This is a genomic window from Brevibacillus sp. NSP2.1 (assembly GCF_000470975.2).
GTDB classification, from domain to species: domain Bacteria; phylum Bacillota; class Bacilli; order Brevibacillales; family Brevibacillaceae; genus Brevibacillus; species Brevibacillus agri.
In genome coordinates, this window is sequence record NZ_CP048274.1 from 4,764,249 (window position 1) to 4,788,266 (window position 24,018).

Consider the following 24,018-nt stretch of genomic DNA (forward strand, 5'->3'; position numbering starts at 1 on the left):
ATAAAGGAGGTCCAACGAATGGACAACGACCAGAAAAACAACGAGAAGACGAAGGATATTTCCCTCGATGGAACCTTGCCGCATCAGATCAGCGCGCCTGACTTCAAAAAATCGTCCCGCACGATCCAGCGACCTTTTGTCAACGAGTTTGGTGTGGTGATCGGAGACAGCCAGTACGAATCCAAAGAATCCCCGTTGAACAACTGGAACACTGACACCGACCCTTCGATCATGGCAGGCGACCAATGGGTGCACCCGACCAACGACATCGGCTGGAACTCCTACGAAAACAAGGAGCTTTTGGAGGACAGACCCATAGGCAATGCCCGCTTCATGCATCCGACGAAAGACGTCAGCAAAGGCAAGGATTAACCGCAGTCCGTTAAAAAGACCGCCCATTCGGAAAAGACAGGCCAACCGAATGGGCGTTTTTGGTTTGTGTGTTACAATGGGCTTGAAACGATGGAAAGGAGCTTGCCCATGAGCATCACACTTGCGATAGAGCCCGCATTCTCTCTCGCCTACCAGCGCTATGCGGAATTTCGACCGGGCGATACGCTGCGGCTGTACGTACGGACAAGCGGACCCGGAACGGGCGGACTGTTTTATGCGATTGAAAAAGACGAGGCCATGCCTGGTGACGCCGTTTTCGAAGTGGAAGGCTTGCGCTTTGTGATCCGGCCGACCGATTTCTGGTTTTTCGACGGCGGACAGCTCGGCTTTGATCCTACATACGGAGAGTACGGCTTTCGCTTCGCGAATCCGCGCCTGGAAGGCCAGTAGAAACTTTCCCGGGCGTCGTCCGTATGAAAGAAAGACTGCCATGACGTATGGGAGGAGCTTTTGATGAAAAAAAGTCGTTCGGTCCTCTTGGCCATCGGTGCTTTTTTGCTGGCCAATTTCAAATGGTTAATCGGCATCCTGAAGTTTTCCAAATTCGGCACGACCTTGTTGTCAATGGTCATCAGCCTGTGGGCGTACGCCATGTTTTACGGCTGGAAGTTCGCCGTGGCGCTCGTCTACCTGATCTTCGTCCATGAAATGGGGCACGTCATCGCTGCCAAACGAAAAGGCATCGCGACTTCGCCAGCCGTCTTCATCCCGTTTGCGGGTGCTTTTATATCCATGAAAGACATGCCGCGCGATGCCAAAACAGAGGCCTATCTCGCTTACGGCGGACCGCTTGCCGGCATGATTGCCTTTTTGCCTGCCCTGCCGCTGTACTGGTGGACGCAGGACCCGTTCTGGGCATTGGTCATTTACCTCGGCGCCCTGCTCAACCTGTTCAATTTGCTGCCTGTCTCTCCGCTCGATGGCGGGCGGATCGTCTCTGTGCTGTCCACAAAAATCTGGTTCTTCGGGCTGGTCGGACTGGGGATCATGCTGTTTGCCAATCCGGGGCCTATCATGGTGCTCATCTTCATCATCGGCCTGATTACGTGGTGGAGTCGGCTGCGGGAAAGCTACCAGCACCAGGTGCTCCAGTACGAGCGGGACAAAATCGCCGACTTTTTGCAGAGCATCGCCCAATGGCCCGAGCTGGAAACGACCTGGGACACGCGCGTTCGCCTGAACGAAGAGGTCACCGCGCTCAACCAGGCAGAGCCGGACAAAGGCTTCCTCGTCCCTTTTCTCCAGGACGAAAAACGCCTCATCCGCGACCGGAAGCGTCTGGACAAGGTGTACATGAACAGAAAATGGGAACTGTTCAAGCAATGGGAGCGCGAGCCGATTCTCTTCATCGACTCGGACCCGCTGCGCCCTGCCCCTTCCGAATTGCTGCGCGAAGCAGAGCAAATGGCTCGTCAGCGGCTGACGGAAGTCGAAGAGCAAATGCATCGGCTGACGACGTACTATGTAGCACCGGCGGCAACCAAGTGGAAAGTGCTGGCTGCCTACCTCGGCCTGGCCGCTGTCCTGTCGGCCTTCTTCGTCTACGGACAGCAGATTTTGCACAGGTAGCGCGGGCTTTTTCGCCTCGGTCCCGCCTGCCTGGAGCGGACAGTTTGACCATCTGTGACCTTCTGCGGCCTTCTGTGGGCGCAAAATCGTGCGCTATGGATACCTGAAGGTCGCTCTTCCCCAGCAAGGGGTCAGAAACGGCTGCTACGGTGATTTATCGCTTTTGAGAGTTGTCGCCAAACAGAGTAAAATAGAAGCGTACATTCATAATATTCCAGAGAGGATGACTTTTTACTTGGACACCGTCCCGATAGTGCTCAACCTGCTGCTTGTCATATTTCTTGTTTTTCTCAACGGCTTTTTCGTCGCCGCTGAGTTCGCTCTCGTCAAGGTGCGGCAAACGCGCCTGACGCAAATGGTGAATGAAGGAAACAAACGCGCTGTTTACGCCCAAAAAGTAACGCAAAAGCTGGATGGCTACCTGTCTGCCTGTCAGGTCGGGATCACTCTCGCCTCGCTCGGACTGGGGTGGGTCGGGGAACCGGCTATCGCCCACATGATTGTCGAACCGCTGCTCGGTTCAACAGGGATGCCTGACTATCTGATTTCTGCGATCTCTTTTGGGATAGCGTTTGCGATCATTACCTTCCTGCACATTGTCCTGGGTGAACTGGCGCCGAAATCATTGGCCATTCAAAAAGCAGAAGTGACTTCGCTGTGGGTTGCCGCGCCATTGATGTTTTTCTATAAATTGCTTTACCCGGCGATCTGGTTTTTGAACGGAACAGCCAACGCCCTGATGAAACGCTTTGGCCTCGAAGCTATTTCGGAGCATGAAGCGGCTCACACGGAAGAAGAAATTCGCATTCTCGTCAACCAGAGCCACCAAAGCGGCCATATCGACCAAACCGAGCTGGCGCTGGTGGAACACGTTTTCGACTTTTCCGAAACCCTTGCCCGGGAGACGATGATCCCGCGCATCGACATGGTTTGCTTATATAGCACGAACACCTTTGAAGAAAACCTGGAGATCATCCGCACCCAGCGACACACCCGTTTCCCTGTAGCGGATGATGACAAAGACAATATCATCGGCTTTGTCCACGCGACCGACTTTTACCTCGCGGCCCTGCAAGACGGGCATGTCGAGCTGGATTCGCTGCTCCGCCCGGTTCTGACTGTTCCGGAAACGATGGAAATCAGTACGGTCCTGCGCCTGATGCAGAAAAAACGCTCGCAGCTCGCGATTGTCATCGACGAGTACGGCGGTACAGCCGGACTGGTGACCATGGAGGATATTTTGGAAGAAATCGTCGGCGATATCCAGGACGAGTTCGACGAGGAAAGACCGGAGATCGAAAAGCTGGAAAACGGCCTCTCCGTATCCGGCATGCTGACGCTCGCTGACTTGAACGACCACCTTCCGTTCGAACTGGAATCGGAAGACGTGGACACGATCGGCGGCTGGCTGTACAGCCAACTGGAAGAAGATATCGCGGTGGGCGCTACGGTAGAATGGGAAGGCCATTTGTTCACCGTCAAGCAGATGGATAATCACCGCGTCACGCGCGTGCTGATTACGCCGATCAAAAGCGATGAAGCACAGCAGCCGGAAGAGCTTTTGACCGTCTCCTGATCGCCTGCGCATCGCAATCAATAGCGAAAGCCCCTCACCTTTGGTCATAGCCCCGTCAAGTAGACACTAAAAAAAGACGCTATCTTAAGCGGCGATCGATTCCCGGTATTGGACTGGGGAGAGGTCGCCGAGTTTTTTCTGGAACCGTTCTGTATTGTAGAATTCGATGTATTCAGCGATCAGTTTGCGAGCGTGAGCTATATCTCTTGGTTTCTCCAGATACAACTTTTCCGTCTTCAGGTGTGAAAAAAACGATTCAACACAAGCGTTGTCGAAGCAGTTCCCCCGTCTGGAATGGCTTCCGGTTAGCCCTTGTTCTTGCAACAGATTTGCGTATGTCTTGGTAGTGTACTGGAATCCTTGGTCGGAGTGCAGGATCGCATCTCCATTACCCAGTTGCTTCACCGTAGACAGCACAAGATCAAGATCGTTTCTCTCCGACACTTCCCAAGCAACCGTTTCGTTATTATACAGATCCAGGACCACGGACAGATAAATGAAGTCATCGACGACTCGAATATAGGTAATATCGGTTACATATTTCTTTCTAGCCTCGTCCGCAGCGAACTGGCGATTAAGGACATTGTTGAACACGATGGAGGGCTTGCGGCCGGCAAATGGACGCTTTTTGCGGATCACTGAGCGGATGCCCAATTCTCGCATCAGTCGGCGAACTTTCTTCGTATTTACTTGTAGTCCCTCTTTGCGTAGAGCCGTGCGCATTCGTTTATACCCAAAGTATGGGCGAATGCGGTGAATTGCCAGTATATGTTCCTTTAGGTCGGCATCCTGCTCCACACGTACCTTACGAACCTTCTCCGTCGCCTTCCACTTGTAGTAGCCCGCCCGGGAGACCTCCGCTATTTCGCATAGCATGACCACAGCGTACTTGCGACTCATTTCTTCGATCGTCCTAAACCGGGTTTGCTTATCCAACTTCCCTCCCCGTGTAGATTTGGATTGAGCTTTTTTAGGTATTCGACCTGCGCTTTCAAGTAGTTGTTCTCTTCCTCTAGACTGCTGAAATACTTCTTGATCCATCGCCCTCTATAGTCTTCAAACGTTTCACCGTTTTGCCGTTTCTGTACCCACTCCCGAATCTGCGTCTTACTTTTAATGCCTAATTTCTCCATTATCATTGGGTAGCTCCAATGCTCCTCAACCCGCAAACGTACTGCTTCGCTCTTCGTTGCTTCGTCATATTGCTGCTGTTTTTGCCCTTTACGTGGCGGCATAAGAAAATCCCCTCCGGTCAACAGTGTTGATCTCATCATACCATGAGGTCTTTTTTCACTGTCTACCATGAGGGGATAATACCACTTGCAGCATAAGGTGAGGGGCTTTTTTTCCTGTTAATTCGCCGGGGTCAGGTTGTTTCGAGGATGTTCGGCCGCTCCCAGTCGCTTACGCCGTTGTCCTCCAGAATGCCCATCGTCACGTCGCTGATGTCCGGATCGGTCAGCAGGCTGTCCCTGATGCGGTATTTGATGTCGTCCGCTACCGCCAGCGTCAGGCCCGTCCGCAGCTCCACGTAGCACTCCACATGGTAAAACCGCCCTTCCTGGACGATCCGCAGCCGGTTGATATCGACCACATCCGGATCGGCAAAAATGATCGCGGCAACCCGGTCCTCCACTTCTTTCGGAGCCGCTACCCCGATCAGTCCGACCATGTTGTCGTACCCGACCTTGAACGCTACGCCGACCATCAAAATGCCAATCAGGATCGTCGCGATGCCGTCCAGGAGGGCAAATGTCGTAAACTGCGTGACAATGACCGCGATCAAGGCCAATAGCGCGCCTGTCGTAGCCACGATGTCCTCGTAAAAGACGAGGCGCGTCGGCGGCGCCGCCCGTCCCACATGGCGAAAAGCAGCGGGGACGATCGCCCAGCCCTTCGCGTCGACACGGGTTTCGTGGACGATCTCTTTCATCGCTTTGACCAGCACGTAGCCGTCGACGACAATCGCCAGGAACAAAATGATAAAATTAAGCCAGAAGTGACTGGAATGCGCAGGCTCCTTGAGCAGATGGAAGCCTTCCATGATCGTTTCGTACGCCATGATCGTCACGACGATGACCGCGATCATGCAAAACAGGTTGATAACGCGGCCAAATCCGGTCGGAAACCGCGGCGTCGGCTTTTTCTCCGCCAGCACGCTGCCGAAAAAGACGAAGCCCTGGTTCACCGCATCGGCAATCGAGTGCATCGCCGACGCAAACATGGCCCCGCTGCCGCTGTACGCAGCGGCGACCCCTTTGACAATCGCCAGGCCCATATTGCCCAAGGCGGCCGTAGCCGAAGATGTGTTTCCTTTTTTTAACGTTGCCCAAAAAGAGCCCATGCTGCCATGTATCCCCCTCGAAAAAAATCCTGTTCTTGTTTACTATTCCCCACGAAGAACCATCGTCCCTTTTCAAAAAAAGGAAAAAAATGAAAACAAGCGCCGTTGGCCGAATCAACAGTGCGGCGCCGCTTCCGGGCAGCAGCTCTCCAGGAGCCATCTGTTTCGATAGCAGCCGTGCCTTTACGCCAGCAGCTTCAAACCTGCCACCGACACGATGACCAGCCCGATGAAAAACAGCCGCAGCCCGTCTTTTGGTTCTCCGTAAAACAGCATGCCTACGAGGGCGCTTCCCACCGTGCCGATGCCCGTCCAGACCGCATACGCCGTCCCCATCGGAATCTCGCGCATCGCCACAGACAGCAAGAGAAAGCTGAGCGAAAATCCGCCGAGCAGCACCGCCCAGGAGCGCAGGGACGGCTTCTGATTCACCTGCGAAATCCCCATGACACCGACTACCTCAAACAGTCCGGCCAAAATCAGGGACACCCATGTCATGCGACTTCCCCCTCCTTGTGCGCATCTCCCTCATGCTCATGCGTGACCAGCTTCAACCCGATAATGCCGACGAGCAGCAGAGCGATCAGCCCTACCTTGGCCCAACTGAACGGCTCCTGAAAAACTGCCATCTCGACGATCACCGTACCCGCTGTTCCCAGTCCGACAAAGACGGCGTACACCGTGCTCGTCGGCAGCCGCTTGCCCGAATAGATCAATACCGCGAAGCTGACCAGAATCGCGACAACGGTCAGCAGCCACTCCCAAAAACTGTCGGCGTGCTTCAAGCCCGCTACCCACATCACCTCAAACATTGCAGCGGCCACAACCAAAAGCCAGTTCTTTCCCACCACAATCCCTCCTTTTGTCTATCGTTCCCCAAGCGCAGCTTGCGCGCAGGCTCATCCGGAGCACCTTTTTCACACAAGCAAAAAAAGCCGCGGGCGAATACCGTCTCAGATATTCTCCCGGGCTTTTATCCCTCCGTGTACACGGCCGCAGCCGTGCGTTTTCTCTCGGTCCAGTCCGGCCAGCCTCCTGACCGCGGAACCCTAGAAAACGTATCGTATGCAATTCGAACATGGGGTAACTGGCTCTTATTGTAGCAAAAGCAAGGCGATTTTTGCAAGAACTGCGAGCAGGACACGTAGGGCGCGGAAAACCAGCCTGCTTTTTAGCCGTCGGGCAGTTTTTTTCAAAAACAGCTTCTTGTGCTATTCTAGCTAAATAGAAAGATCGTCCCAAACCGATCAAAACAGTGAGGAGGAGAAAACCGATGACAAGCGTACTGTTTGTCTGCCTCGGCAATATTTGCCGCTCCCCCATGGCGGAAGCCGTTTTTCGCCATCTCGCGGAGCAGGAAGGCTTGGCCGGGGACATTTCCATCGATTCGGCGGGAATTGGCGGCTGGCACGCGGGTGAGCCGCCGCACAAAGGCACGCAAAAAGTTTTGACCGAAAAAGGCATCGCCTGCGACACGCTGCGCGCCCGCCAGATTACCCGCAACGATTTTGCCGAGTACGACTACGTCGTATGCATGGACGACGAAAATTTGGCCGCGCTCATGAAAATGGCTCCCGCAGGCAAAAAAGTGTACCGCCTGCTCGATTTTGCCCACGCCGTCCAGGAGCAAAACGTGGAAGACCCGTACTACACAGGGCGCTTTTCCTACGTCTACGACCTGGTGGAAGCTGGCTGCCGCGGTCTTTTGGCAGAAATCAAACGCAAAAAGGGATAGCCCGCTTGTCAGGGCATCCCTTTCTTTTTTATACTGCCACTGTTTTTTCCGCCCACAGCCGTCCCAGCCAGCTTACGGTGTTGCCGATCAGCTTGCTGTAGCTGTCCGCAGATGAAAACGTGTGGTCCCCGCCTACAATCACTTCGGTTTCGCACGCGCCTCGTCTGCGCAAACGCAGCTCCCGCTCATAATGGAACATCGCATCGACAGGAATCACATCGTCGCGATTGCCGTGCAAAATGAGGACATCCCCCTCAAACTGCTTGGCGTGGCGCAGCGGCTGGGCTCCGTTCAACGATTGGAAAAACCGCCCGGAGAGCAAATAGCCGTTGTGATCCGTTGTCCCTAATGCAAGCGCGTCCTGGTACTCGTTTTCCCCGACAATCCGCACAATGTCGTCAAACGGCTGCGCTACCGGAGCCCACAGCGCGAGCGAGTGAATCCGCTTGTCCTGGCTTGCCGTCAGAACGGAAACGGCTCCGCCAAGGCTGTGCCCAAGCAGCGTAATCCGCTCCTGGTCGACATGCTCCAGCCCTGCAGCGTAATCGAGCACGTCACGCGTCTGCTTCAAAAGCACATCCAGCCCGCCAGCCCCGTAGTCGCCGTCGCTTTCCCCGCAGCCGCCGTAGTCGAAGCGCAATACGCCAAACCCGTGCGCGGCGAGTTCTCTGGCGGCCTTTACAAACAAGCGGTTGACGCCAATCCGACTGCCGATAAAGCCGTGGCAGATCACAACCAATGGGTATTTTGCGACCGTTCTGCCGTTTTCCTGCTCTGGCTCATGCAACGTTGCCGCCAACGTAACTGTATCGCTTGGAATATGTAATGTCCGTTCCAAAGAACTCACCTCTTTTATTTATAGTATTCCGAGTAGTTTACTTTGTTATTGACTTTATTATCCCCTTTTTCCGCGAAAATGTCAAGAGCCACCTGCGATTGGCACAGGTGGCTCTTGAGTAGCAGAGGCGACGGGAATAGGCCCGAGAAGCGCGGCGATTTACGGCTGGATGGATTTGCCGATTCGCTGTTGCAAGAGTTCAAGCAGTTGCATCCATTCGCGGCCTTGCTCGGAATCTTCCGCTCCGGCATACTGGTGCTCGCTTGGATAGAGCGAGTAAAATGCGCCCGCTTTGTTCTCCCCGAGCTTGGTGAGGAAAGGATGCTCCTGGTAGTACGGCAGCTTTTCCTGCTCCTTGCTCAAACGGACGACGGTTGCGAGCAGCACGTCCTTTTTGGCTGCTGGATCCTTGTAGAAAAAGTTCAGGCACGGCGGGTTGCCTTCTTCGTTCGCGCAGGTGGACTGCTCGATTTTCAGCTTGCTCATCGCTTTTTCCGGCAAAAGAATCCGGTAGCCGAGCGTGCTGTCGTACGCTTTCATCGTCTCGAATGTTTTCTCGATGTTTTGGTCGTTCAACGATTCCGGCGTATTCCAGATGCCTACCGACTTTTCCGATGCAGGTGCGACACTTTCGATGAACCATTGATCCCCTTTTTGCGTCACGCCGATGATGGCCCGGTCTGTGCCGAACTTCCCTGTGGAAGTCACCAGGTCAAAATCGACCTGGAATTTCAACGTTTTGGTTTGCGCTTGTGCCTGGGCTTGCCCGCTGTCGGCTTTGTCTTCTGTTATGCTTGTGACCGTAAAGCCCTCAACCCACGGGCTGGATGTCCCCGTCACCCAATGGAAGCTCTCCATTGGTGTCTTTAGCCCCAAGCGCGCCTGTTCGGTAAACAGCGCGTATTGCAGGGCGCCGTTTCGCATTTTGACCGCTTTCGCCCATGTTTGGACTGTTTCGTACGGGGAAGTGGGAACGATCCCGCTCTCCAGCATTTTCAACTGCTCGGCCAGCGTGCTTTGCGCAGCTTCCGCCGGTTTCTCCACTGCTGCTGCGGCGTTGGCTGGCTGCTGCGCAATCGAGGCTGCAGAATAGGCTGTCACCCCGATTGCCAGTGCCGACCCTAACGCGATGAGTTTTTTATACATTTCTGAACGCCTCCCGGTTGATCGCGATGCCTGTCAAACACACATCTCACAGTTATTAGACGACGGAGCGGGCGTTTTGTAACACAATTGGCTGGAAAATGTTTGCGTTCGCGTAAAAAACTTGGTTGCGCCAAGCCTTTGGCGGAGGCTTCGTACCCAAAGGGCACAAGTCTTGCTTTCTCCTTTGGGGCGAAGGCTGCTATGTTGGCCATATAGGTGGATGAAGCGTATCCGTTTTTGGGTTGAAACTATAGCAGCATAGTAGCATGGTGATGTGGGCATGGGGCTGTCGGGGCGTTTTTGCTTGAAAAGCTCCTTCATCGGAACTTTTGGTGTGGCGAGGAAAGAGACGAAATCGCGGTAGTTTCTTGGGCTCCCTGCTGGGGGTTAGACTGCCCGGCTCCGGGGAAAAAGCGAAACCGCGTCCAAAAGTGGTCGATTCAGGTAGCCTCTCAGAGTTGGACGCTAAAAGCGTGTTTCGCTTTCTCCCCTCCGCCTCGGTTGGGAGCCCAAAGAGCTTTCGCGGATTTCGTCTCTTTCCTCGTCAGGGGCCAAGGGGATGGTCGGAGGGGGAAAGAAAACGCAGGATAAAAAGCATCATACAAGAATTTCAAAGAAGGAGTGCGGGCATGCGTGTGGACCTTCTTGAGAGCTATCATTCTACCTGTTTGACCATACAGAATCTTCTTCCTTGCCTTGGTCATTTTGGCTTCCTGATTTACAACCCCAAAACTCACCATCGAACGACAGAAACAGCTCGTAGAGGAAACAGGAGAAAGCAAGCGAAGGTCTTTGGGACTCCTACCTAGCCGGAGGAGAAAAAGGAAAACACGCTTTTCAGCGTCAACCTGAACCTACTTCTTTTGAATCCTCTACTTTTGACGCGGTTTTCCTTTTTCTCCGGAGGCGGACAGTCTTCGCTCCCCCGCCAGAGGCCCAAGTACCTGTAGCGCTTTCTCCTGTTTCCTCTCACCACTACCGCTACGATCAACCGTTTTCCAAGCTGACAGTCCGTCTCGCAATGCTGCCCAAGAGTCTTATCCATTCCTGATGTCTATAAAAAAGCCGATTGCGCCCCCATTGGCGAATCGGCTTTTGGCTTGCGGTTAGGCATTTACTTGCTTCACAAATTCTTTCATCAGTTGCGGCAGGTCGTTCCAGGCGTGCCCGGAAATCAGGTTGCGGTCTACGTGGAAGCGAGTCTCGATGTACTTGGCTCCCGCTGCTTCCACCTCTGGACGGCAAGCGAAGTAGGCAGTCATCTCGCGGCCTTTGATCTCGTCGGCGATGACGGTAAGTGCCACGCTCGCATGACACAAAATCATAACTGGTTTATCATGTTGGAAGAAATGGCGGGCGATGCGGGCAAAATCTTTGTGCAGGCGGATATGCTCAGGAGCACGTCCTCCTGGAATAATCAGCGCATCGTACTGCTCTGGATTGATCTCGTCGAAAGTGGCGTGCGCTTCGATCTGGTAGCCGCGCTTTTCCGTGAAGGTCTGCCAGTCTTCAAAATCGTGCACGACGGTGTTGAGCACTTTTTTATCGGTAGGGGAGGCGATCGTCACGTCGAACCCTTCCTCCAGGCAGCGGTAGTACGGATAATAAGCTTCCAGCGCCTCTACGGCGTCACCTGTCAGCATCAATACTTTTTTGGCCATGATGGCTTCACTCCTTTTTTCCAAACGATAGGATTGCTTTGCTTTCCACATCGCTTATTATAAAGGCGTGCGCCTGGCAACATAAGAATGCACTTTTTTGTGCGGTAGTTACCAAAAGGGTACCTATGGACAAACCATAAGCAAAGGGAGAAAACCATGTCTGACCTGAGAAAAGAAACGATGGAAAAAATCCGCAACGGCGATTTTACTTGCTCCAAGGAGCTGACGCTGTCCATGTTCAGCGGCAAGTGGAAGGTCGTCATCCTCTGGCACCTCGGTGTGGAAGGCCCGCACCGTTTCAGCGAACTGCAGCGGCTGTTTCCGAAAATCACGCATAAAATGCTGACGAACCAGCTCAAGGAGCTGATCGAGGACGGAATCGTCCATCGCGAGGTGTATCCCGAAGTTCCGCCACGCGTGGAATACTCCATGACGGAGCTAGGGATGACGCTTTTGCCGATCATCGAGCTGATGTATGAGTGGGGAGAAAAACGGATGGAGCAGTTGAGGCTCGCCATGGGAGAACCGCAGGCATCCAGTGCAAGCTGCGATTGTCCAAAAGCTCCCGAAAATAACGAAGGATAGCACCTGAATCGGGCGCTATCCTTTTTGCTTATGGATTGACACTGTTTTTCGGCGGGGAGGCCAGGTCGCGCAAAATCGCTACCTCTACCCGTCTGTTTTTCGCCCGGCCTTCCGCTGTCGTATTCGGTGCTACCGGATGGTACTCGCCCATGCCAGTCGCGCTGAATTTGGTCGGGTCCAGTTTTTTGTTTTCCAGAAGCACTTTCAGAAAGTTGACGGAGCGCTTGGCGGAAAGATCCCAGTTGGACGGAAATTCAGCACGATGAATCGGCACGTTGTCCGTATGTCCGGTCACGGTCACCTTTTTCGGATGGGGAACGAGCATCGCGGCCATTTCGCTTGCCAGCTTTCTCGCTTCCGGCTTCAGCACGGCGCTGCCGGAGTCGAACAAGGCGTTGTCCAGAATCGTAATCAGCAGCCCTTCTTCGGTCAGCTTCGTCTGGAGCTTGTCCTGCAGCTTGTTTTGCTGGATGTAGCCTTCGAGCTGTGTTTGCAGCTTTTTCAAGTCCTCTGTCTCTTTGCGGATGGCTTCCTCCAGCTTTTTCTCTTCTTCTGTCTTCGGCCTTTCCTGAGCGCCTTTATGTATCGTTTGCTGCATCATGTTCGGGTCGAGCGGAATCGGGCTTGGCTGGTCCAGCACGCCCACTCCGCCGTTCAGCGCAACGTTAAAGGAGCGAACCATCTGGTCGAACTTCTTGGCGTCCATTTCGCTGGAGGCAAACAATACGATAAACAAAGCGAGCAGGAGGGTGAGCAAGTCCGCGTACGGAATCAGCCAAGACTCGTCCATATGCTCTTCGTGCTGAGCATGTCTCTTCGGTCGCTTAGCCATTTACCGCAGCTCCTTCCTCCCTCTTCTCTTCCTTCATTTCTTCCTTCATCTCGGCACGCTCGTTGTACGGGATGTACACCAGAAGCTTCTGCTCGATAGCTGCCGGAGAAACGCCAGCCTGGATGGAAAGAAGTCCTTCTACCATGATCTTTTTGATCTCGATTTCCTGTTTCGATTTTCGTTTCAGCTTGGTTGCAAACGGGTGCCACAGCACGTACCCGGTGAAAATACCGAGCAAGGTCGCCACGAACGCGGCCGCAATGGAAAGGCCGAGTGCGTCGATATCGCTCAGGTTGCCGAGCGCCGCAATCAGACCGACTACCGCTCCGAGTACCCCGAGGGTCGGAGCGTAGCTACCCGCCTGGCTGAACACAAGCGCACCTGCCTGATGGCGTTCCTCGATGGCGTGAATTTCCTCATTGAGCACGTCGCGGACGAAATCCGGCTCGCCCCCGTCGATAATCATCTTCATGCCGTTGCGCAGGAAAGGGTCCTCGATCTCATCGGACGTGTTTTCCAGCGCGAGCAAACCTTCGCGACGGGCGATGGAAGCCCAGTTCATAAACTGACCGATCAATTCCCTTTTGGCAGGGAGTTTTTGCTCGCTAAAAATAACCTTGAAAAGGGCAGGAATCCTTTTGATTTCCGACATGGGAAATGCGTTGAAAAGGGCGGCGATCGTACCCACGATGATAATCATGAACGCTGCCGGATTCAGCAGGGCCGAGGGACTCGCGTGCTTCAAGATCATCCCGACCACTACTGCAACAATACCTAGTACGATACCTATCAAGGTAGACTTTTCCATCGTGACACTCCCTATTACCATAATCGAAATCTATCTATATTATGGTTTCGGTTTTTTTCGCCGCTTTTGTGAGGGGTAGTTGCACAAATTCCGCATTCTTTCGCAAAAAATCCGCTCACCCGAAAAACTGCACCAGCCCGATCATGACCAACAGACCCAAAATGAACGAAAAAGTCGCGGAGCGCGCATGGCCGTCCCCGTGGCTCTCCGGGATCAACTCCTTGTAGACGATAAACAGCATCGCGCCTGCTGCAAACGCCAGGCCGTACGGCACCAGCCCTTTGACTACGGCGGTGAGGTAGTAGCCGCAGATCGCCGACGCGATTTCCACCGCTCCTGTCATCGTCGCCAGGAAAAAGGCTTTGAGCCGGCTGACCTTTTGATTAATCAGAAAAAGCGCGACCAGAAACCCTTCCGGCGCGTTTTGCAGGCCAATGGCAAAGGCGATGAGGCCGCCAAGCTCCGGCTGCTCGCTCGAATAGCTCACCCCGACCGACAGCCCCTCCGGGATATTGTGCAAGGTAATCGCCATCAGGATCAACAGCGCCTGCGAGTCCATCGCGATGTTGACTCTCGTGTGCTCCAGATCAATATGTGGAATCACGCTCTCCAAAACGGTGAGAAAAAGCGTCCCGGTGAGCACGCCCAGACAGACGATCATAAACGGGGCGTTGGACATCGCCTGCGGAATCAGGCTGAACGTCGCTGCCGCCACCATGATGCCAGCGGTAAAGGCCAGAAGAATATCCCGCCAACGGTGCGTGACCGTGCGAAAAAACAGAATGGGCAGAGCCCCGACCCCCGTTGCCATCGCGGACAGAAAACTCCCCATCAAAAGCTGTTCCATGAAAGTTCCTCCACGAGTCGTATGTATTGTCGCATTTCAATCATCCAGATACAGGGGGCAAGATTGTCCCTCCTGTTAGCTTATAATAAAACGAGGCGGAACATGTTAAAAAGTTCATCGCTGCGGCAACAAAAAAACGCCAGAAACACTGGCGTTTTCGAGGCGTCGCGGCTATGTTTCCGCGCGATACGTCTTGCCCAGCTCAGCTCCCAGGCCAAATTGAGACTCCCACGGCTAAAGCCGCAAGCCTTCCACAATGACTAAGCGTTCGCAGTCCATTTCTGTTTTGAACAGCCTTCAAGATGAGGACATCTCATTGCCCCTCCTAAGACAGTGCATATAGCATCTTAGGCTGATTGACTGTTACCATCAATCACAGGTGCATATCGAATGTTCATAGCACCGACTAAATCACGATGTTTTTCGAATCCACATTTGCATTTATACTTACGGTCTTGTGCCTTATTCTTCTCAGAGCATTTAGGGCATGTCTGACTTGTGTATGCAGGATTCACATGCTCAACTCTAATACCAACTAAATTCGCTTTATATTCAATGAACTGAGACAGGCGATAAAATGACCAAGTATGCAGATTCTTTTCGTTTTTACGGCTTGTTCTTGCCGTCTGTCTAATATTCGCCAGTTGATCCAAGCGAATGACAGAAATTTTATTGTCTTTTGCAAAATTTACGATAGCACGACTAACCTTATGGTCTTGGTCTTTCATCCAACGTTGTTCTTTATCTTTTGAACTACGAATCGCATTTACCATTTTCTTTTTGCCTAATGCTTTGCGTTCAGAACGAAACTTACGCTTCATGTACTTATTTTGTCTGCCATTCCCAAAGAAACGTACCTTTTCATCATCTGTTACAACAACGGCAGGAACTTTTAAACCCAAATCAACCCCCATGACTTTTACTCCTGTTCCTTCCATAGTAGGTATGGTGACAGAAATTTGGGCAATCCATTTATTTGCTTTCTGTGTGATTCGAAGCGTACCTAATTTGTGTTTTAGCAAAGCAAAGTTACGGTTGTCTTTATCAACTAACAAAGCACGGATAGGTGTTTTAGTTACCTTGCCGTCAATCATAATCGGCATGGAAATGTGCGTGAAATCAAACGAATAGTTTTGATTGTTCCAAATGCAGACAGGTTTATTCAAAACAGGAACAGTAGTGAATTTGCTTTTCTTCGCTTTCTTAAACACACTTTTCGCGTCCTTGATAGCTTGATTTTTAACGGCACTTGGCAAAGAAGCAGAAATATCCTTACTCGACTTCTTTGTGCTTTTCTTTTCAGCAACCATTTCGGAAACGAGAGTATTGATAGTGGAGAGGTACGTTTGACTCATTTCACGCAAAATAGAAGCCTGTTCTTTTGTTGGAAGCAATTTCACTTTGACTGTGATGGTCTGCGACATGATTTTCACCCCCTTGTTTTCTGTTGTTCGACATATCGCTTTATCGTTTCACTTGATACATTTCCTGCGGTAGAAACGAAGTATGAGCGTGTCCACAAACTCGGCAAATGCCGAAGATGTGGAAACCACTCCTTTCATTTTTGCCATCATATCCGCAGGGCTTAATGATGGGAGTGCGTTGAGAAACATATGCGTATGGTCTTTGTCGCATTCAAGAGCAACAATCACAATTTGCAGTTCCTCACAACCTTCATGTACCAACTCTTTGAAGCGTTGTTCTACATCTGCTTGCAGAAAAATCTTTCTTCTGTACCGAGGGCAGAACACAAAATGGTAGTTTAATAATGAAAGGGTTGTGCTTGTTCTTCTGTATTCGTTCTAGTACAAGGAAACTTCGACCGTTCCCGAAGTGTGATTGCACGCCTTACACTTTGAAGCGGCTAATCATCTGCTGCAGCTCCTCCGCCATGGTGGAAAGGGCTGTCGCCGAAGAAGTGATTTCCTCCATCGCTGCGAGCTGCTCCTCGGTAGCAGCGGAAACGTTTTGCGTACCGTCGGCTGCGATCTCCGACACCTCGCTTACCAGCTCAATCGCCTGCACCACTTGCTCGGAGTGCGCGGATACTTCCTGAGCTGCCGCCGACACGTCCTGGATCTGGTCGGCCACGGTCGTGATCGACATTTGAATCTGTCCGAACGTCTCGCCCGCATGGTGCACCACGAGAATCCCTTCCTGCACTTCTTTTGTTCCCGACTCCATCGACTCCACAGCGAGCTTCGTGTCTGTCTGAATCGTTTGGATCAACTGCCCGATCTGCTGCGCCGACTTGGACGACTGCTCGGCCAGCTTGCGCACCTCGTCGGCTACGACTGCAAAGCCCCGGCCGTGTTCGCCTGCTCGCGCTGCCTCAATCGCTGCATTGAGCGCAAGCAGATTGGTCTGCTCGGCGATGCCTGTAATGACTTCGATAATTTGCCCGATTGCCTGCGAGTGGTTGCCCAGCCCATCGACTACCCCGGCCAGCTCGCGGATCGAATCGTGAATGGCGTTCATTTGCTGGACAGCGGCCTGGATCGACTGGTTTCCTTCGCCTGCCATCGACGCCACCTGGACGACCATGCTGGACGCCTGCTGGGCGTTCGCCGCAATTTGGCGTATTCCCCGGGACATGTCGTCAATTGCTCTTGCCCCTTGCTCCACGCTGGCGACCTGACGATCCGTACCAACCGCGACCTCCTGCACCGTAACCGCGATCTGCTCTGTCGCCCGGCTCGTCTGCTCAGCGCTTGCCATCAGTTCCTCGGCCGATGCCGCTACCTGCTCCGATGTCGCGCCGGCCTGGCGGATCACCCTTTTGAGGCTGTCCGTCATCTCATTGAAGGAATTGGCCAGATCGAAAATCTCATCGCGAGTTTTGACCACAAGCGGCTCCACGCGCAGGTTTCCTTGCGCGACTTCCTTCATTTCAGCCACCAGGCGCAGCACCGGACCGCGAATGCTTCTCGTCAGCCAGAGAGCCAGCAGCAGGCAGCCCGCGATGGAGGCGGCGAGCGTAATGAGATTGTCCCGTTTGAGAGCCGCGTACAGCTCGGCGCTTTCCCTGCCTGCCCGTTCCGTTCCCATTTTGTTGAACGCGATCATGGCGTCGATGTGCTTCTTGCGCTCCGTGAACAGCTCGCTCGCCTTGTCCCGCACACGCTTGAGCTCGGCCAACTCTTCCGGCGTCACCCCGCGCGTGATGTCCATCTTTTTGCCGACTTCCACAAATTCCTGATTGAAAATCTCGTACTGCTTCATGGCTGCCTTCAAGCCTTCGAAATGCTTCCGATCCTCCTCATCGATAATCGTTTTTTCATAGCTCATCAGCAATCCGTCGATATAGACGAAGTTTTCATCAATTTGTCCGGCGTATTTGTTTTTGTCTGCCAGCGATTCAGCGTTCAGAATCGTCTGATTCAGGCCGTAGATCGTTTCCAGCGTCGAATTGATTTTCAGGATTGCCTCCATGCCCGGCTGCCAGACGGACTTCATTTCTTCGACTTTGCTGTTGATAAGGCTTGTCTTGTATGTACTCATGGCTCCCATATATGCGATCACCATGAGAATTAGGGCAAACGCGCTGCCCAGCTTTTTCCCGATCGTCCACTTCATAGAAACACCACTTTTCTCGACATTGTATGATATCGCTAAATCCATATTCCCTTTTCAATTTCAAGGTAAACATGCCCGATACAAATTGTACCCTCTCTACCAAAAATAACAACATCTAACATATGAAACTGGTAATATTCAGAATTTTTCTCAGATTGATTGCTACGAGAAAAACGTAAGTTCTATAATGGGGAAGAAGAGATAGATGCGGCTTTGGCATCAGAAACAGCAGCACGACCAACTTAGGGGGAATCCTTTATGCAAACATACGAAGTAATCATCGTCGGCGCAGGCTCGATGGGCATGGCCGCCGGTTACTATTTGGCCAAAAGAGGCGCAAGCGCGCTGCTGATTGACGCTTTTGACCCTCCGCACACGATGGGCAGCCACCACGGAGACACCCGGATCATTCGCCACGCTTACGGAGAAGGCAAGCAGTACGTGCCGTTTGCCTTGCGGGCGCAAGAGCTGTGGGCCGAGCTGGAACAGGCCGCGAATGTGAAGCTGTTCAGCCAAACCGGGGTGTTGAGCGCAGGCGCGCACGATTGCGCCTTTTTGCAGGAGGTGCGGGAGAGCGCCGAGCGCTACTCGCTTCCGCTCGAAGTGCTGACCGCCCAGGAGGTGCGCGAGCGCTGGCAGGGAATCGAGCTGCCCGATCATTTTTACGCTTGTCTGGAGCCTGCTTCCGGCGTTCTCTACTCGGAACATGCCATTCGCGCTTACCGCGAGTTGGCCACAGCTTCTGGCGCAAGCCTGCTGACCAACACGAAAGTGACCAGCCTGCAAACAGACGGGGCAGACGTGATTGTGCATACAGACTCCGGGAGCTATCGCGGCAAAAAGCTGCTCGTCTCCGCCGGGGCCTGGAACGCGCCGCTGCTGCAGGAGCTCGGCTTGTCCGTTCCGCTAGTCCCCACGCGCAAAACCGTCGCCTGGTTCGGCGCAGACGAAAGCTTGTACAGCGCGGATCGGTTCCCGGCCTTCGTCTTCCACCTGGGTGACTCCATGTTTTACGGCTTTCCGAGCATCGATGGAGCAGGTGTCAAAATCGGCCGCCATGACGGGGGACAAGCCATTGATCCCGACACGCTGGAGCGGACCTTTGGCTGCTATTTATCGGATGAAGGCGATGTCCGCGCGTTCCTTGAGACGTACATGCCGCAAGCGGCGGGGGCCTTGCGCCAGGGCAGAGTCTGCATCTACACGATGACGCCTGACGAACATTTTGTCATCGACCGCCATCCGGACAACCCGCACATCGTCTTTGCCGCAGGCTTTTCCGGCCACGGCTTCAAGTTCGCGAGCGCAGTAGGAGAAGCTGCCAGCCAACTGCTCATCGACGGGGAATCCAAGCTCGATTTGTCGATGTTTTCGCTCAGCCGTTTTTCGTAACCACTGTCAGTCCGCCATCAGCAAAAAGCCTCTCGCCATAACTTCGGCTCGAGGCTTTTTTCGTCTTCACCATTCCCAAAAAAGCGAACCGATCTGCGCCGTAATCCGACTGCCCATGTCTGCGGCCCGCTGCTCGAAGCGCACCTGCGGACGCCGGGTGTCGTACGGAAACAAATAGGCGAAGCCGGGGCGTGTCGCCTGGGGAACAAGGTACGCAGACCTGGTTGCCCCTACCCTGCGCTGTTCGTTCAAAAACTCGATCATCGACTCGGCGTCACGAATGCCCGCTCCGTGCCCGTAGTACAGCCCTCTGCCCAGATCGACCGCATTTTCCCCCTGCCATTGCGGCTTGTCGGGGTTGTGATCCGGGTTGGCAAAATACAAAATATCGCCCGGCAAAAACGTCGTCGTCGGGATCGTCCGCAAATCGAGATCCTGATCGTAGCGCCAGTCGTAGAGCAAAATATCCGCGAACAGCCGCTCGAAGTCTTCCCGGCGGATCGACTGGAGAACGGCGTGGTACAAAATAATGACCATCGCTGTCGCACACTCGGTCGCGTATTTTCTGCCTTCCTGAAAAATGTTGATGATTCCTTGCGAGGGCAAAATCCCCTGTCTCAGCCGAAAGCCGCCCAGCTCGGTGCGGTCCCAGTACGCCGGGTTGGCGCGCGATCTTTCATAGGTGGAAAAGGCGATCCCGCTGGCGTACAGCGCCCGTGCCGAGCGCACCAGATGGTCCCTCATCTTCAGTTCGAACTGCAGCAATTCAGGCTGCGGGTAGGAGAACTCCTCCCGGCTCTCCGCCATCCGCTCCACCACTTCTCGCTGGACCTCGTTCAATCCCCACTCCATTGCCAAAGCGTCCGGATCGGCCCGTCTGCCACTGATGATTAACATAGACAACCTCCTCTGCACACACCGTCCTTGGTATGTGTATGCGTCCGCCCATGTCCATGTGTGCGAAAAAAAACGGTCGCGCGGCATTCGCGGGAAATTGCTGCCCGGTCTGGCAAAAAGGCACGCCCGTTCGTTGCCAAAAAAATTCCGCCTGCGCTGTACGCAGACGGAAAACAAGCCAGCCTCAGCCTCTTGCCTGCTCCAGCGCCGCAGGCGTCTTGGCCGGAACGTGCTTGAGCTTGGCAAACAAGTAGCAGCCGACGATGACGATGACGCTGCCCAGAAGCTGGAGCACGCTCATCGTCTCGCCCAGCAGCAAAAAGGCGAGAATCGCGGTAAACACCGGGTTGAAGTTGAGGAACATGCCAGCAGAGGTCGCCCCGACCTTTTGCACCCCGACATTCCACAAGACCATGCTGACCACAGTCGCCATTACGCCGACGTAAAACAGCGACAGCCAAAATGACCAGGTCGTATTCTCGACGGTAAACGTCGTCAGATTAAACGGCAGCATCAGCGCTACGCCGAAAAGTCCCGAGTACAGGGTGGACATCATCGGCGACACGGTTTTCATCGCCCAGCGTCCACAGACGGAGTAAATTCCCCACATCGCCACAGCCGCCAGCATCCACAGGTCGCCTGTATTGAAATGCAGTTGCTCCAAATGGGTAAAGTCGCCTTTGCAAAGCACGACCAGCACGCCTGCAAAAGAAATGAGCATGGCGACGATTTGCAGCGGCCGAATTTTTTCCCCGATCAGCAAAAACGAGAAAATCGCGATCGAAACCGGGTTGAGCGTCGACAAAAGCCCGACATTGGTAGCGTCTGTCCGCTCCAGCGCCCAGAACATAAACAGATTGAACAGCGCCACGCCTGTCACGCCCATCACGATCAACGGAACGAGCGCCTGTCGCGTGGGCAAGATCCGCTTTTCGCGCACCCAGACGACAGGCAGCAAACAGGCGACTGCAATCAGCCAGCGCAAATTGGTCAACGTCAACGACGACGCGTGTCCGACCAAAAATTTACCGACGACGAAGTTTCCTCCCCAGAGGAAGCTGGTACAGAGTAAGAGTCCGACATATAGGGGTTTCATAGTTCATGCTGCCTCCTGCCAAGCTGTTGAATGATCGTCTAGCTAAATCCGTCCTCTATCATACACCTTTCTTCGCGTCTTGGGGCGGCGCAATCCATTTTTCCATGAAAATCAGCTCGCAAGCGGCGAAGCCCAACTGCCTGTAAAACGATTGCACGCCGCTGTTTTCCGGCTCGATCAGCAGGTTGATTTTCTCGCAACCCACATTCATAAGCCGCCGCTCCAGCTCCTGCATGAGCCGGCTTCCCAGCGCTTGGCCCTGGCAGGCGGGATCGACCGCCAGATGATTGACCCAGCCGCGCCGTCCGTCATAGCTGCCCATGACAGCCCCCACGACCTGCCCGTCATCGTTTGTTGCCACCAAAAACAGCTCCGGGTCGCGCTCCAGCTTGCGGCGCAATCCTTCCCGCGTATCGGAGCGGGAAAGCACAAGCCCTGCCCGCTGCCAAAGCTCGACGACTGCCTCATACTGCTCCCATGCAAACGACTGTAATTGCAAGGTATGACACTCCTGTTTGTATTTTTATAAAACAAAATTAATATTTATACAATTATACCGAGAAAAAAGGGAGCTTGCCAAGAAGCTCCCCGCTATCGCTATGAAACGGCCAGCCACGACAAGATCAGAGGCAACAGAGTGAACGCCCATACGACCGTAATCATCGCCCCGGCAATGACGGCCAGCGTCGCGCTGCTCCCTTCCGTGTCGCCGCGCTCGAACGCCTTGACCATCCCGAGCATGTGCGCCCCCATGCCGTACATCAGCCCGATCGAGACGGGATGGCGCAGCTTCATTTTTTTGATAATCCACGGCGCCAGAAAAACGCCTGCAAAGCTGGTCAGCATCCCGAAAACCGCTGTCATCGCCGGCATGCCGCCAATCGCGTCCGAGACGCTAAGGGCAATCGGCAACGTAATCGAGCGAGGGATGACGCTGATGGCGGCCGCCTTGCCCAAGCCGACCAGCATAGCTGTCGACACGCCCGCGATAATCGCAATCAGGGAGCCTGCGGCGAGGCTTTGCAAAATCATCCGCTTGTGCGCCATCAAAATCGACCAGTTGCGGTACAGCGGCACGGCAAACGCCACCGTCACTACCCCCATCAGCTCGCTGATCCACGACGTCGCTTCGCTGTAGGCAGCATACGGGATGCCCGCGAGCAAAAGAAAGACAATCATCGCGGCTGGCGCAAGCACGGCGGGGGAAAACAAGAGGCTCGGCCGCTTTTTGTTGATCCGCTTCGCCATGTAAAAAAACAAAATCGTCAGGACTACGCTACACGTTTTCCACAGGATCAAGCTGCTTCACCTCACCGCGTTTGAACAGTCGCTCAGCAACGACGCCTGTCGAAATCATCACGAGCGCGCAACCGCTAGTGACTACCAGCAAAACGAGCAGTCCTTTTCCTCCGAGCAGCCACGGATACTGCATCATGCCGACCAGAGACGGCACGAAAAACAAAATCATTTGCGAAAACAAAAGGGCGGCTCCCGCCTCTACCCACTGCAGGCGAACCCAGCCGTTGTGCAGACAAATGAACAAAAGCAACAGCCCGATCAGGCTGCCGGGGACAGGGACAGGCAAAAACGAAGCGATTCCTTTGCCCAGCCAGGTGAATCCATACAAGAGCAAAACTTGCCCGAGGAGCAAGAACCATTTTTTCATCGAGACCACTCCGGTTCCTTCATGTTGGTACCTTCATTCTAAAGCGTCCCGATTCCATTCGTACAATACATAAATATCATGATTTCTATGCCATTTGGTTATGGCGACAAATGCTGCCGCACAAACTCGATGAAGGCGCGGGTCGCGTGCGACAGGTAGCCGTCCTTGCGGTAAATCAGGGCGTACTGCCAGTCAATCACGGGAGACGAGATGTTTACCGTATGCAGTTGGTCGTTGTGCAGGCGTCTCACAATCGAGCGCGGAAGCAGCGAGATGCCTAGCTCAGTCGCCACCATTTCCCCGACAAAATCCCACAGCGAGCTCATGTAGGCCACTTTTGGCTCAAAGCCGCTCATTCGGCACGCCTGGCGCACGACGTCGTGAATCGCGTACTCCTCTGTGAACAGGATAAAGTCCTCGTCCCGCAACTCCGCCAGGTTCACTTCGTCCGCCCCCGCCAGCCAATGCTGCTGATGCACGATGGCGACGAGGTCTTCCGCCACCAGGGGAACCGCGGAAAACTTTTCCGCATCCGTCGGCAAAACCGTCAGGCCGAGGTCGACGCTCCCCTGCTCCACCTGAATTTCCAGCAGCTTGGCGCTGTACTCCTTCATTTCGATCTCAATGCCGGGATATTGCTTTTTGAACATGGCAATTACATTCGGCAGCAAAAAAGAGCCGACTGTCGGCATCATGCCCATTTTCACCCGTCCGCGCTCGATGTTGCGGATTTGCGCGATGGATGACGTCATCCCTTCCATCAACTGCAGCACTTTTGTCGCGTACCCGTACACCAGCTCGCCCGCTTCGGTCAGCTCCATTTTCCGCTCCGAGCGATCCAGCAGCACGACGCCCAGTTCCTCCTCCAGCGCTTTCATCATCTTGCTGATGGACGGCTGGGAGACATGAAGCGTGTTGGCCGCTTTTGTAAAATTTTTTTGTTTGGCTACTTCCACAAAGTATTGCAGTTGTCGAATATCCATTTGCCGCCTCCACCCGATCCGTTCGCTTTGATTCTTGTCTTTCCCAAGCTTACCACAGCCTTTACGCCGATGAA

General features: G+C 53.8%; 25 protein-coding genes, 1 pseudogene and 1 riboswitch. Of the genes and pseudogenes, 7 read left to right on the forward strand and 19 right to left on the reverse strand.

The features are described from left to right. The first annotated feature begins 18 nt into the window (after nucleotides 1-18). From M655_RS23245 to M655_RS23260, 4 genes are all read left to right on the forward strand, one after another. Nucleotides 19-372: a DUF3905 domain-containing protein gene (locus M655_RS23245; RefSeq protein ID WP_026558224.1), complete on the forward strand. Its 354-nt coding sequence runs from the start codon at nucleotides 19-21 to the stop codon at nucleotides 370-372. 108 nt (nucleotides 373-480) lie between these two features. After that, the gene (locus M655_RS23250; RefSeq protein WP_005829958.1) at nucleotides 481-783 is read left to right on the forward strand and encodes an iron-sulfur cluster biosynthesis family protein; all 303 of its coding nucleotides are present in this window, start codon (nucleotides 481-483) and stop codon (nucleotides 781-783) included. A gap of 63 nt (nucleotides 784-846) precedes the next feature. After that, nucleotides 847-1,962 carry a site-2 protease family protein gene (locus tag M655_RS23255; protein WP_005829956.1) on the forward strand — a complete coding sequence of 372 codons (1,116 nt, stop codon included), beginning with the start codon at nucleotides 847-849 and terminating at the stop codon, nucleotides 1,960-1,962. Nucleotides 1,963-2,197: 235 nt separating this feature from the next. Next, entirely contained in the window at nucleotides 2,198-3,538 is a 1,341-nt protein-coding gene (locus M655_RS23260) for a hemolysin family protein (protein ID WP_005829954.1), read from the forward strand. An 84-nt stretch (nucleotides 3,539-3,622) separates the two neighbouring features. Here the strand turns inward: M655_RS23260 and M655_RS23265 are convergent. The 4 genes from M655_RS23265 to M655_RS23280 form a co-directional block, all read right to left on the reverse strand. Next, nucleotides 3,623-4,773, reverse strand: a protein-coding gene (locus M655_RS23265) for an IS3 family transposase (protein WP_369750415.1) whose coding sequence is annotated in 2 segments (ribosomal slippage) — nucleotides 3,623-4,515 and nucleotides 4,515-4,773 — 1,152 coding nt in all. Because the reading frame shifts where the segments join, the coding sequence is not laid out codon by codon here. A gap of 131 nt (nucleotides 4,774-4,904) precedes the next feature. Further along, nucleotides 4,905-5,882: a cation diffusion facilitator family transporter gene (locus M655_RS23270; RefSeq protein WP_005829952.1), complete on the reverse strand. Its 978-nt coding sequence runs from the start codon at nucleotides 5,880-5,882 to the stop codon at nucleotides 4,905-4,907. Nucleotides 5,883-6,065: 183 nt separating this feature from the next. Beyond that, complete coding sequence (locus M655_RS23275) at nucleotides 6,066-6,380, reverse strand: DMT family transporter (protein ID WP_026558223.1); 315 nt, start codon at nucleotides 6,378-6,380, stop codon at nucleotides 6,066-6,068. Next, nucleotides 6,377-6,730, reverse strand: a complete 354-nt coding sequence (locus M655_RS23280) for a DMT family transporter (RefSeq protein ID WP_005829948.1) — start codon at nucleotides 6,728-6,730, stop codon at nucleotides 6,377-6,379. The genes M655_RS23275 and M655_RS23280 overlap by 4 nt, the downstream gene beginning before the upstream one ends. Before the next feature lie 112 nt (nucleotides 6,731-6,842). After that, nucleotides 6,843-6,946: riboswitch (guanidine-I (ykkC/yxkD leader) on the reverse strand. A gap of 209 nt (nucleotides 6,947-7,155) precedes the next feature. Here M655_RS23280 and M655_RS23285 point away from each other — a divergent pair. Further along, nucleotides 7,156-7,617 carry a low molecular weight protein-tyrosine-phosphatase gene (locus M655_RS23285; RefSeq protein ID WP_005829946.1) on the forward strand — a complete coding sequence of 154 codons (462 nt, stop codon included), beginning with the start codon at nucleotides 7,156-7,158 and terminating at the stop codon, nucleotides 7,615-7,617. A 28-nt stretch (nucleotides 7,618-7,645) separates the two neighbouring features. Here the strand turns inward: M655_RS23285 and M655_RS23290 are convergent, their stop codons facing one another. From M655_RS23290 to M655_RS23300, 3 genes are all read right to left on the reverse strand, one after another. Then, complete coding sequence (locus tag M655_RS23290; protein ID WP_007783439.1) at nucleotides 7,646-8,455, reverse strand: alpha/beta hydrolase; 810 nt, start codon at nucleotides 8,453-8,455, stop codon at nucleotides 7,646-7,648. Between the two features lie 159 nt (nucleotides 8,456-8,614). Continuing rightward, complete coding sequence (locus M655_RS23295) at nucleotides 8,615-9,601, reverse strand: hypothetical protein (protein ID WP_005829942.1); 987 nt, start codon at nucleotides 9,599-9,601, stop codon at nucleotides 8,615-8,617. Nucleotides 9,602-10,707: 1,106 nt separating this feature from the next. Next, nucleotides 10,708-11,262, reverse strand: coding sequence for a DJ-1/PfpI family protein (locus M655_RS23300; RefSeq protein ID WP_005829940.1), 555 nt, complete (start codon nucleotides 11,260-11,262; stop codon nucleotides 10,708-10,710). Nucleotides 11,263-11,418: 156 nt separating this feature from the next. On the opposite strand from M655_RS23300, the gene M655_RS23305 reads away from it, so the two are divergent. After that, entirely contained in the window at nucleotides 11,419-11,847 is a 429-nt protein-coding gene (locus tag M655_RS23305; RefSeq protein ID WP_005829938.1) for a winged helix-turn-helix transcriptional regulator, read from the forward strand. Between the two features lie 28 nt (nucleotides 11,848-11,875). On the opposite strand, the gene motB is transcribed toward M655_RS23305, so the two are convergent. The 6 genes and pseudogenes from motB to M655_RS23335 form a co-directional block, all read right to left on the reverse strand. Further along, entirely contained in the window at nucleotides 11,876-12,679 is an 804-nt protein-coding gene (gene motB / locus M655_RS23310) for a flagellar motor protein MotB (protein ID WP_026558221.1), read from the reverse strand. Continuing rightward, nucleotides 12,672-13,487: a flagellar motor stator protein MotA gene (gene motA, locus M655_RS23315; RefSeq protein ID WP_007783444.1), complete on the reverse strand. Its 816-nt coding sequence runs from the start codon at nucleotides 13,485-13,487 to the stop codon at nucleotides 12,672-12,674. The genes motB and motA overlap by 8 nt, the downstream gene beginning before the upstream one ends. Nucleotides 13,488-13,602: 115 nt before the next feature. After that, nucleotides 13,603-14,334, reverse strand: coding sequence for a ZIP family metal transporter (locus M655_RS23320; RefSeq protein ID WP_005829932.1), 732 nt, complete (start codon nucleotides 14,332-14,334; stop codon nucleotides 13,603-13,605). 347 nt (nucleotides 14,335-14,681) lie between these two features. After that, the gene (locus tag M655_RS23325; protein ID WP_286085899.1) at nucleotides 14,682-15,758 is read right to left on the reverse strand and encodes an RNA-guided endonuclease TnpB family protein; all 1,077 of its coding nucleotides are present in this window, start codon (nucleotides 15,756-15,758) and stop codon (nucleotides 14,682-14,684) included. Between the two features lie 5 nt (nucleotides 15,759-15,763). Beyond that, nucleotides 15,764-16,136 (reverse strand): annotated as a pseudogene (gene tnpA / locus M655_RS23330) (IS200/IS605 family transposase); the annotation flags it as partial. Between the two features lie 46 nt (nucleotides 16,137-16,182). Continuing rightward, nucleotides 16,183-17,910 carry a methyl-accepting chemotaxis protein gene (locus M655_RS23335; RefSeq protein WP_026558220.1) on the reverse strand — a complete coding sequence of 576 codons (1,728 nt, stop codon included), beginning with the start codon at nucleotides 17,908-17,910 and terminating at the stop codon, nucleotides 16,183-16,185. 258 nt (nucleotides 17,911-18,168) lie between these two features. Here M655_RS23335 and solA point away from each other — a divergent pair, with 258 nt between their 5' ends. Continuing rightward, nucleotides 18,169-19,302: an N-methyl-L-tryptophan oxidase gene (gene solA, locus M655_RS23340; RefSeq protein WP_025845617.1), complete on the forward strand. Its 1,134-nt coding sequence runs from the start codon at nucleotides 18,169-18,171 to the stop codon at nucleotides 19,300-19,302. A 66-nt stretch (nucleotides 19,303-19,368) separates the two neighbouring features. On the opposite strand, the gene M655_RS23345 is transcribed toward solA, so the two are convergent. The 6 genes from M655_RS23345 to M655_RS23370 form a co-directional block, all read right to left on the reverse strand. Continuing rightward, nucleotides 19,369-20,199: a protein-glutamine gamma-glutamyltransferase gene (locus M655_RS23345; protein ID WP_026558219.1), complete on the reverse strand. Its 831-nt coding sequence runs from the start codon at nucleotides 20,197-20,199 to the stop codon at nucleotides 19,369-19,371. A 184-nt stretch (nucleotides 20,200-20,383) separates the two neighbouring features. After that, nucleotides 20,384-21,295: a DMT family transporter gene (locus M655_RS23350; protein ID WP_005832112.1), complete on the reverse strand. Its 912-nt coding sequence runs from the start codon at nucleotides 21,293-21,295 to the stop codon at nucleotides 20,384-20,386. Between the two features lie 58 nt (nucleotides 21,296-21,353). Further along, nucleotides 21,354-21,794, reverse strand: coding sequence for a GNAT family acetyltransferase (locus tag M655_RS23355; RefSeq protein ID WP_005832113.1), 441 nt, complete (start codon nucleotides 21,792-21,794; stop codon nucleotides 21,354-21,356). 98 nt (nucleotides 21,795-21,892) lie between these two features. Continuing rightward, entirely contained in the window at nucleotides 21,893-22,594 is a 702-nt protein-coding gene (locus M655_RS23360; protein WP_005832115.1) for an LrgB family protein, read from the reverse strand. After that, nucleotides 22,572-22,961, reverse strand: a complete 390-nt coding sequence (locus M655_RS23365) for a CidA/LrgA family protein (RefSeq protein ID WP_005832117.1) — start codon at nucleotides 22,959-22,961, stop codon at nucleotides 22,572-22,574. Before M655_RS23365 ends, M655_RS23360 begins: the two co-directional genes overlap by 23 nt. Nucleotides 22,962-23,059: 98 nt before the next feature. Then, complete coding sequence (locus M655_RS23370; protein ID WP_005832119.1) at nucleotides 23,060-23,944, reverse strand: LysR family transcriptional regulator; 885 nt, start codon at nucleotides 23,942-23,944, stop codon at nucleotides 23,060-23,062. Nucleotides 23,945-24,018: the final 74 nt, after the last annotated feature.

Bases quoted from the DNA above. Each gene is read 5' to 3' on its own strand.
- solA (WP_025845617.1), top strand. From the start codon at position 18,169: ATGCAAACATACGAAGTAATCATCGTCGGCGCAGGCTCGATGGGCATG.
- M655_RS23250 (WP_005829958.1), top strand. From the start codon at position 481: ATGAGCATCACACTTGCGATAGAGCCCGCATTCTCTCTCGCCTACCAG.
- M655_RS23285 (WP_005829946.1), top strand. From the start codon at position 7,156: ATGACAAGCGTACTGTTTGTCTGCCTCGGCAATATTTGCCGCTCCCCC.
- M655_RS23275 (WP_026558223.1), bottom strand. From the start codon at position 6,380: ATGACATGGGTGTCCCTGATTTTGGCCGGACTGTTTGAGGTAGTCGGT.
- motB (WP_026558221.1), bottom strand. From the start codon at position 12,679: ATGGCTAAGCGACCGAAGAGACATGCTCAGCACGAAGAGCATATGGAC.
- M655_RS23345 (WP_026558219.1), bottom strand. From the start codon at position 20,199: ATGTTAATCATCAGTGGCAGACGGGCCGATCCGGACGCTTTGGCAATG.
- M655_RS23270 (WP_005829952.1), bottom strand. From the start codon at position 5,882: ATGGGCTCTTTTTGGGCAACGTTAAAAAAAGGAAACACATCTTCGGCT.
- M655_RS23300 (WP_005829940.1), bottom strand. From the start codon at position 11,262: ATGGCCAAAAAAGTATTGATGCTGACAGGTGACGCCGTAGAGGCGCTG.
- M655_RS23365 (WP_005832117.1), bottom strand. From the start codon at position 22,961: ATGAAAAAATGGTTCTTGCTCCTCGGGCAAGTTTTGCTCTTGTATGGA.
- M655_RS23350 (WP_005832112.1), bottom strand. From the start codon at position 21,295: ATGAAACCCCTATATGTCGGACTCTTACTCTGTACCAGCTTCCTCTGG.
- M655_RS23305 (WP_005829938.1), top strand. From the start codon at position 11,419: ATGTCTGACCTGAGAAAAGAAACGATGGAAAAAATCCGCAACGGCGAT.
- M655_RS23325 (WP_286085899.1), bottom strand. From the start codon at position 15,758: ATGTCGCAGACCATCACAGTCAAAGTGAAATTGCTTCCAACAAAAGAA.
- M655_RS23295 (WP_005829942.1), bottom strand. From the start codon at position 9,601: ATGTATAAAAAACTCATCGCGTTAGGGTCGGCACTGGCAATCGGGGTG.
- M655_RS23255 (WP_005829956.1), top strand. From the start codon at position 847: ATGAAAAAAAGTCGTTCGGTCCTCTTGGCCATCGGTGCTTTTTTGCTG.
- M655_RS23335 (WP_026558220.1), bottom strand. From the start codon at position 17,910: ATGAAGTGGACGATCGGGAAAAAGCTGGGCAGCGCGTTTGCCCTAATT.
- M655_RS23370 (WP_005832119.1), bottom strand. From the start codon at position 23,944: ATGGATATTCGACAACTGCAATACTTTGTGGAAGTAGCCAAACAAAAA.
- M655_RS23245 (WP_026558224.1), top strand. From the start codon at position 19: ATGGACAACGACCAGAAAAACAACGAGAAGACGAAGGATATTTCCCTC.
- motA (WP_007783444.1), bottom strand. From the start codon at position 13,487: ATGGAAAAGTCTACCTTGATAGGTATCGTACTAGGTATTGTTGCAGTA.
- M655_RS23320 (WP_005829932.1), bottom strand. From the start codon at position 14,334: ATGGAACAGCTTTTGATGGGGAGTTTTCTGTCCGCGATGGCAACGGGG.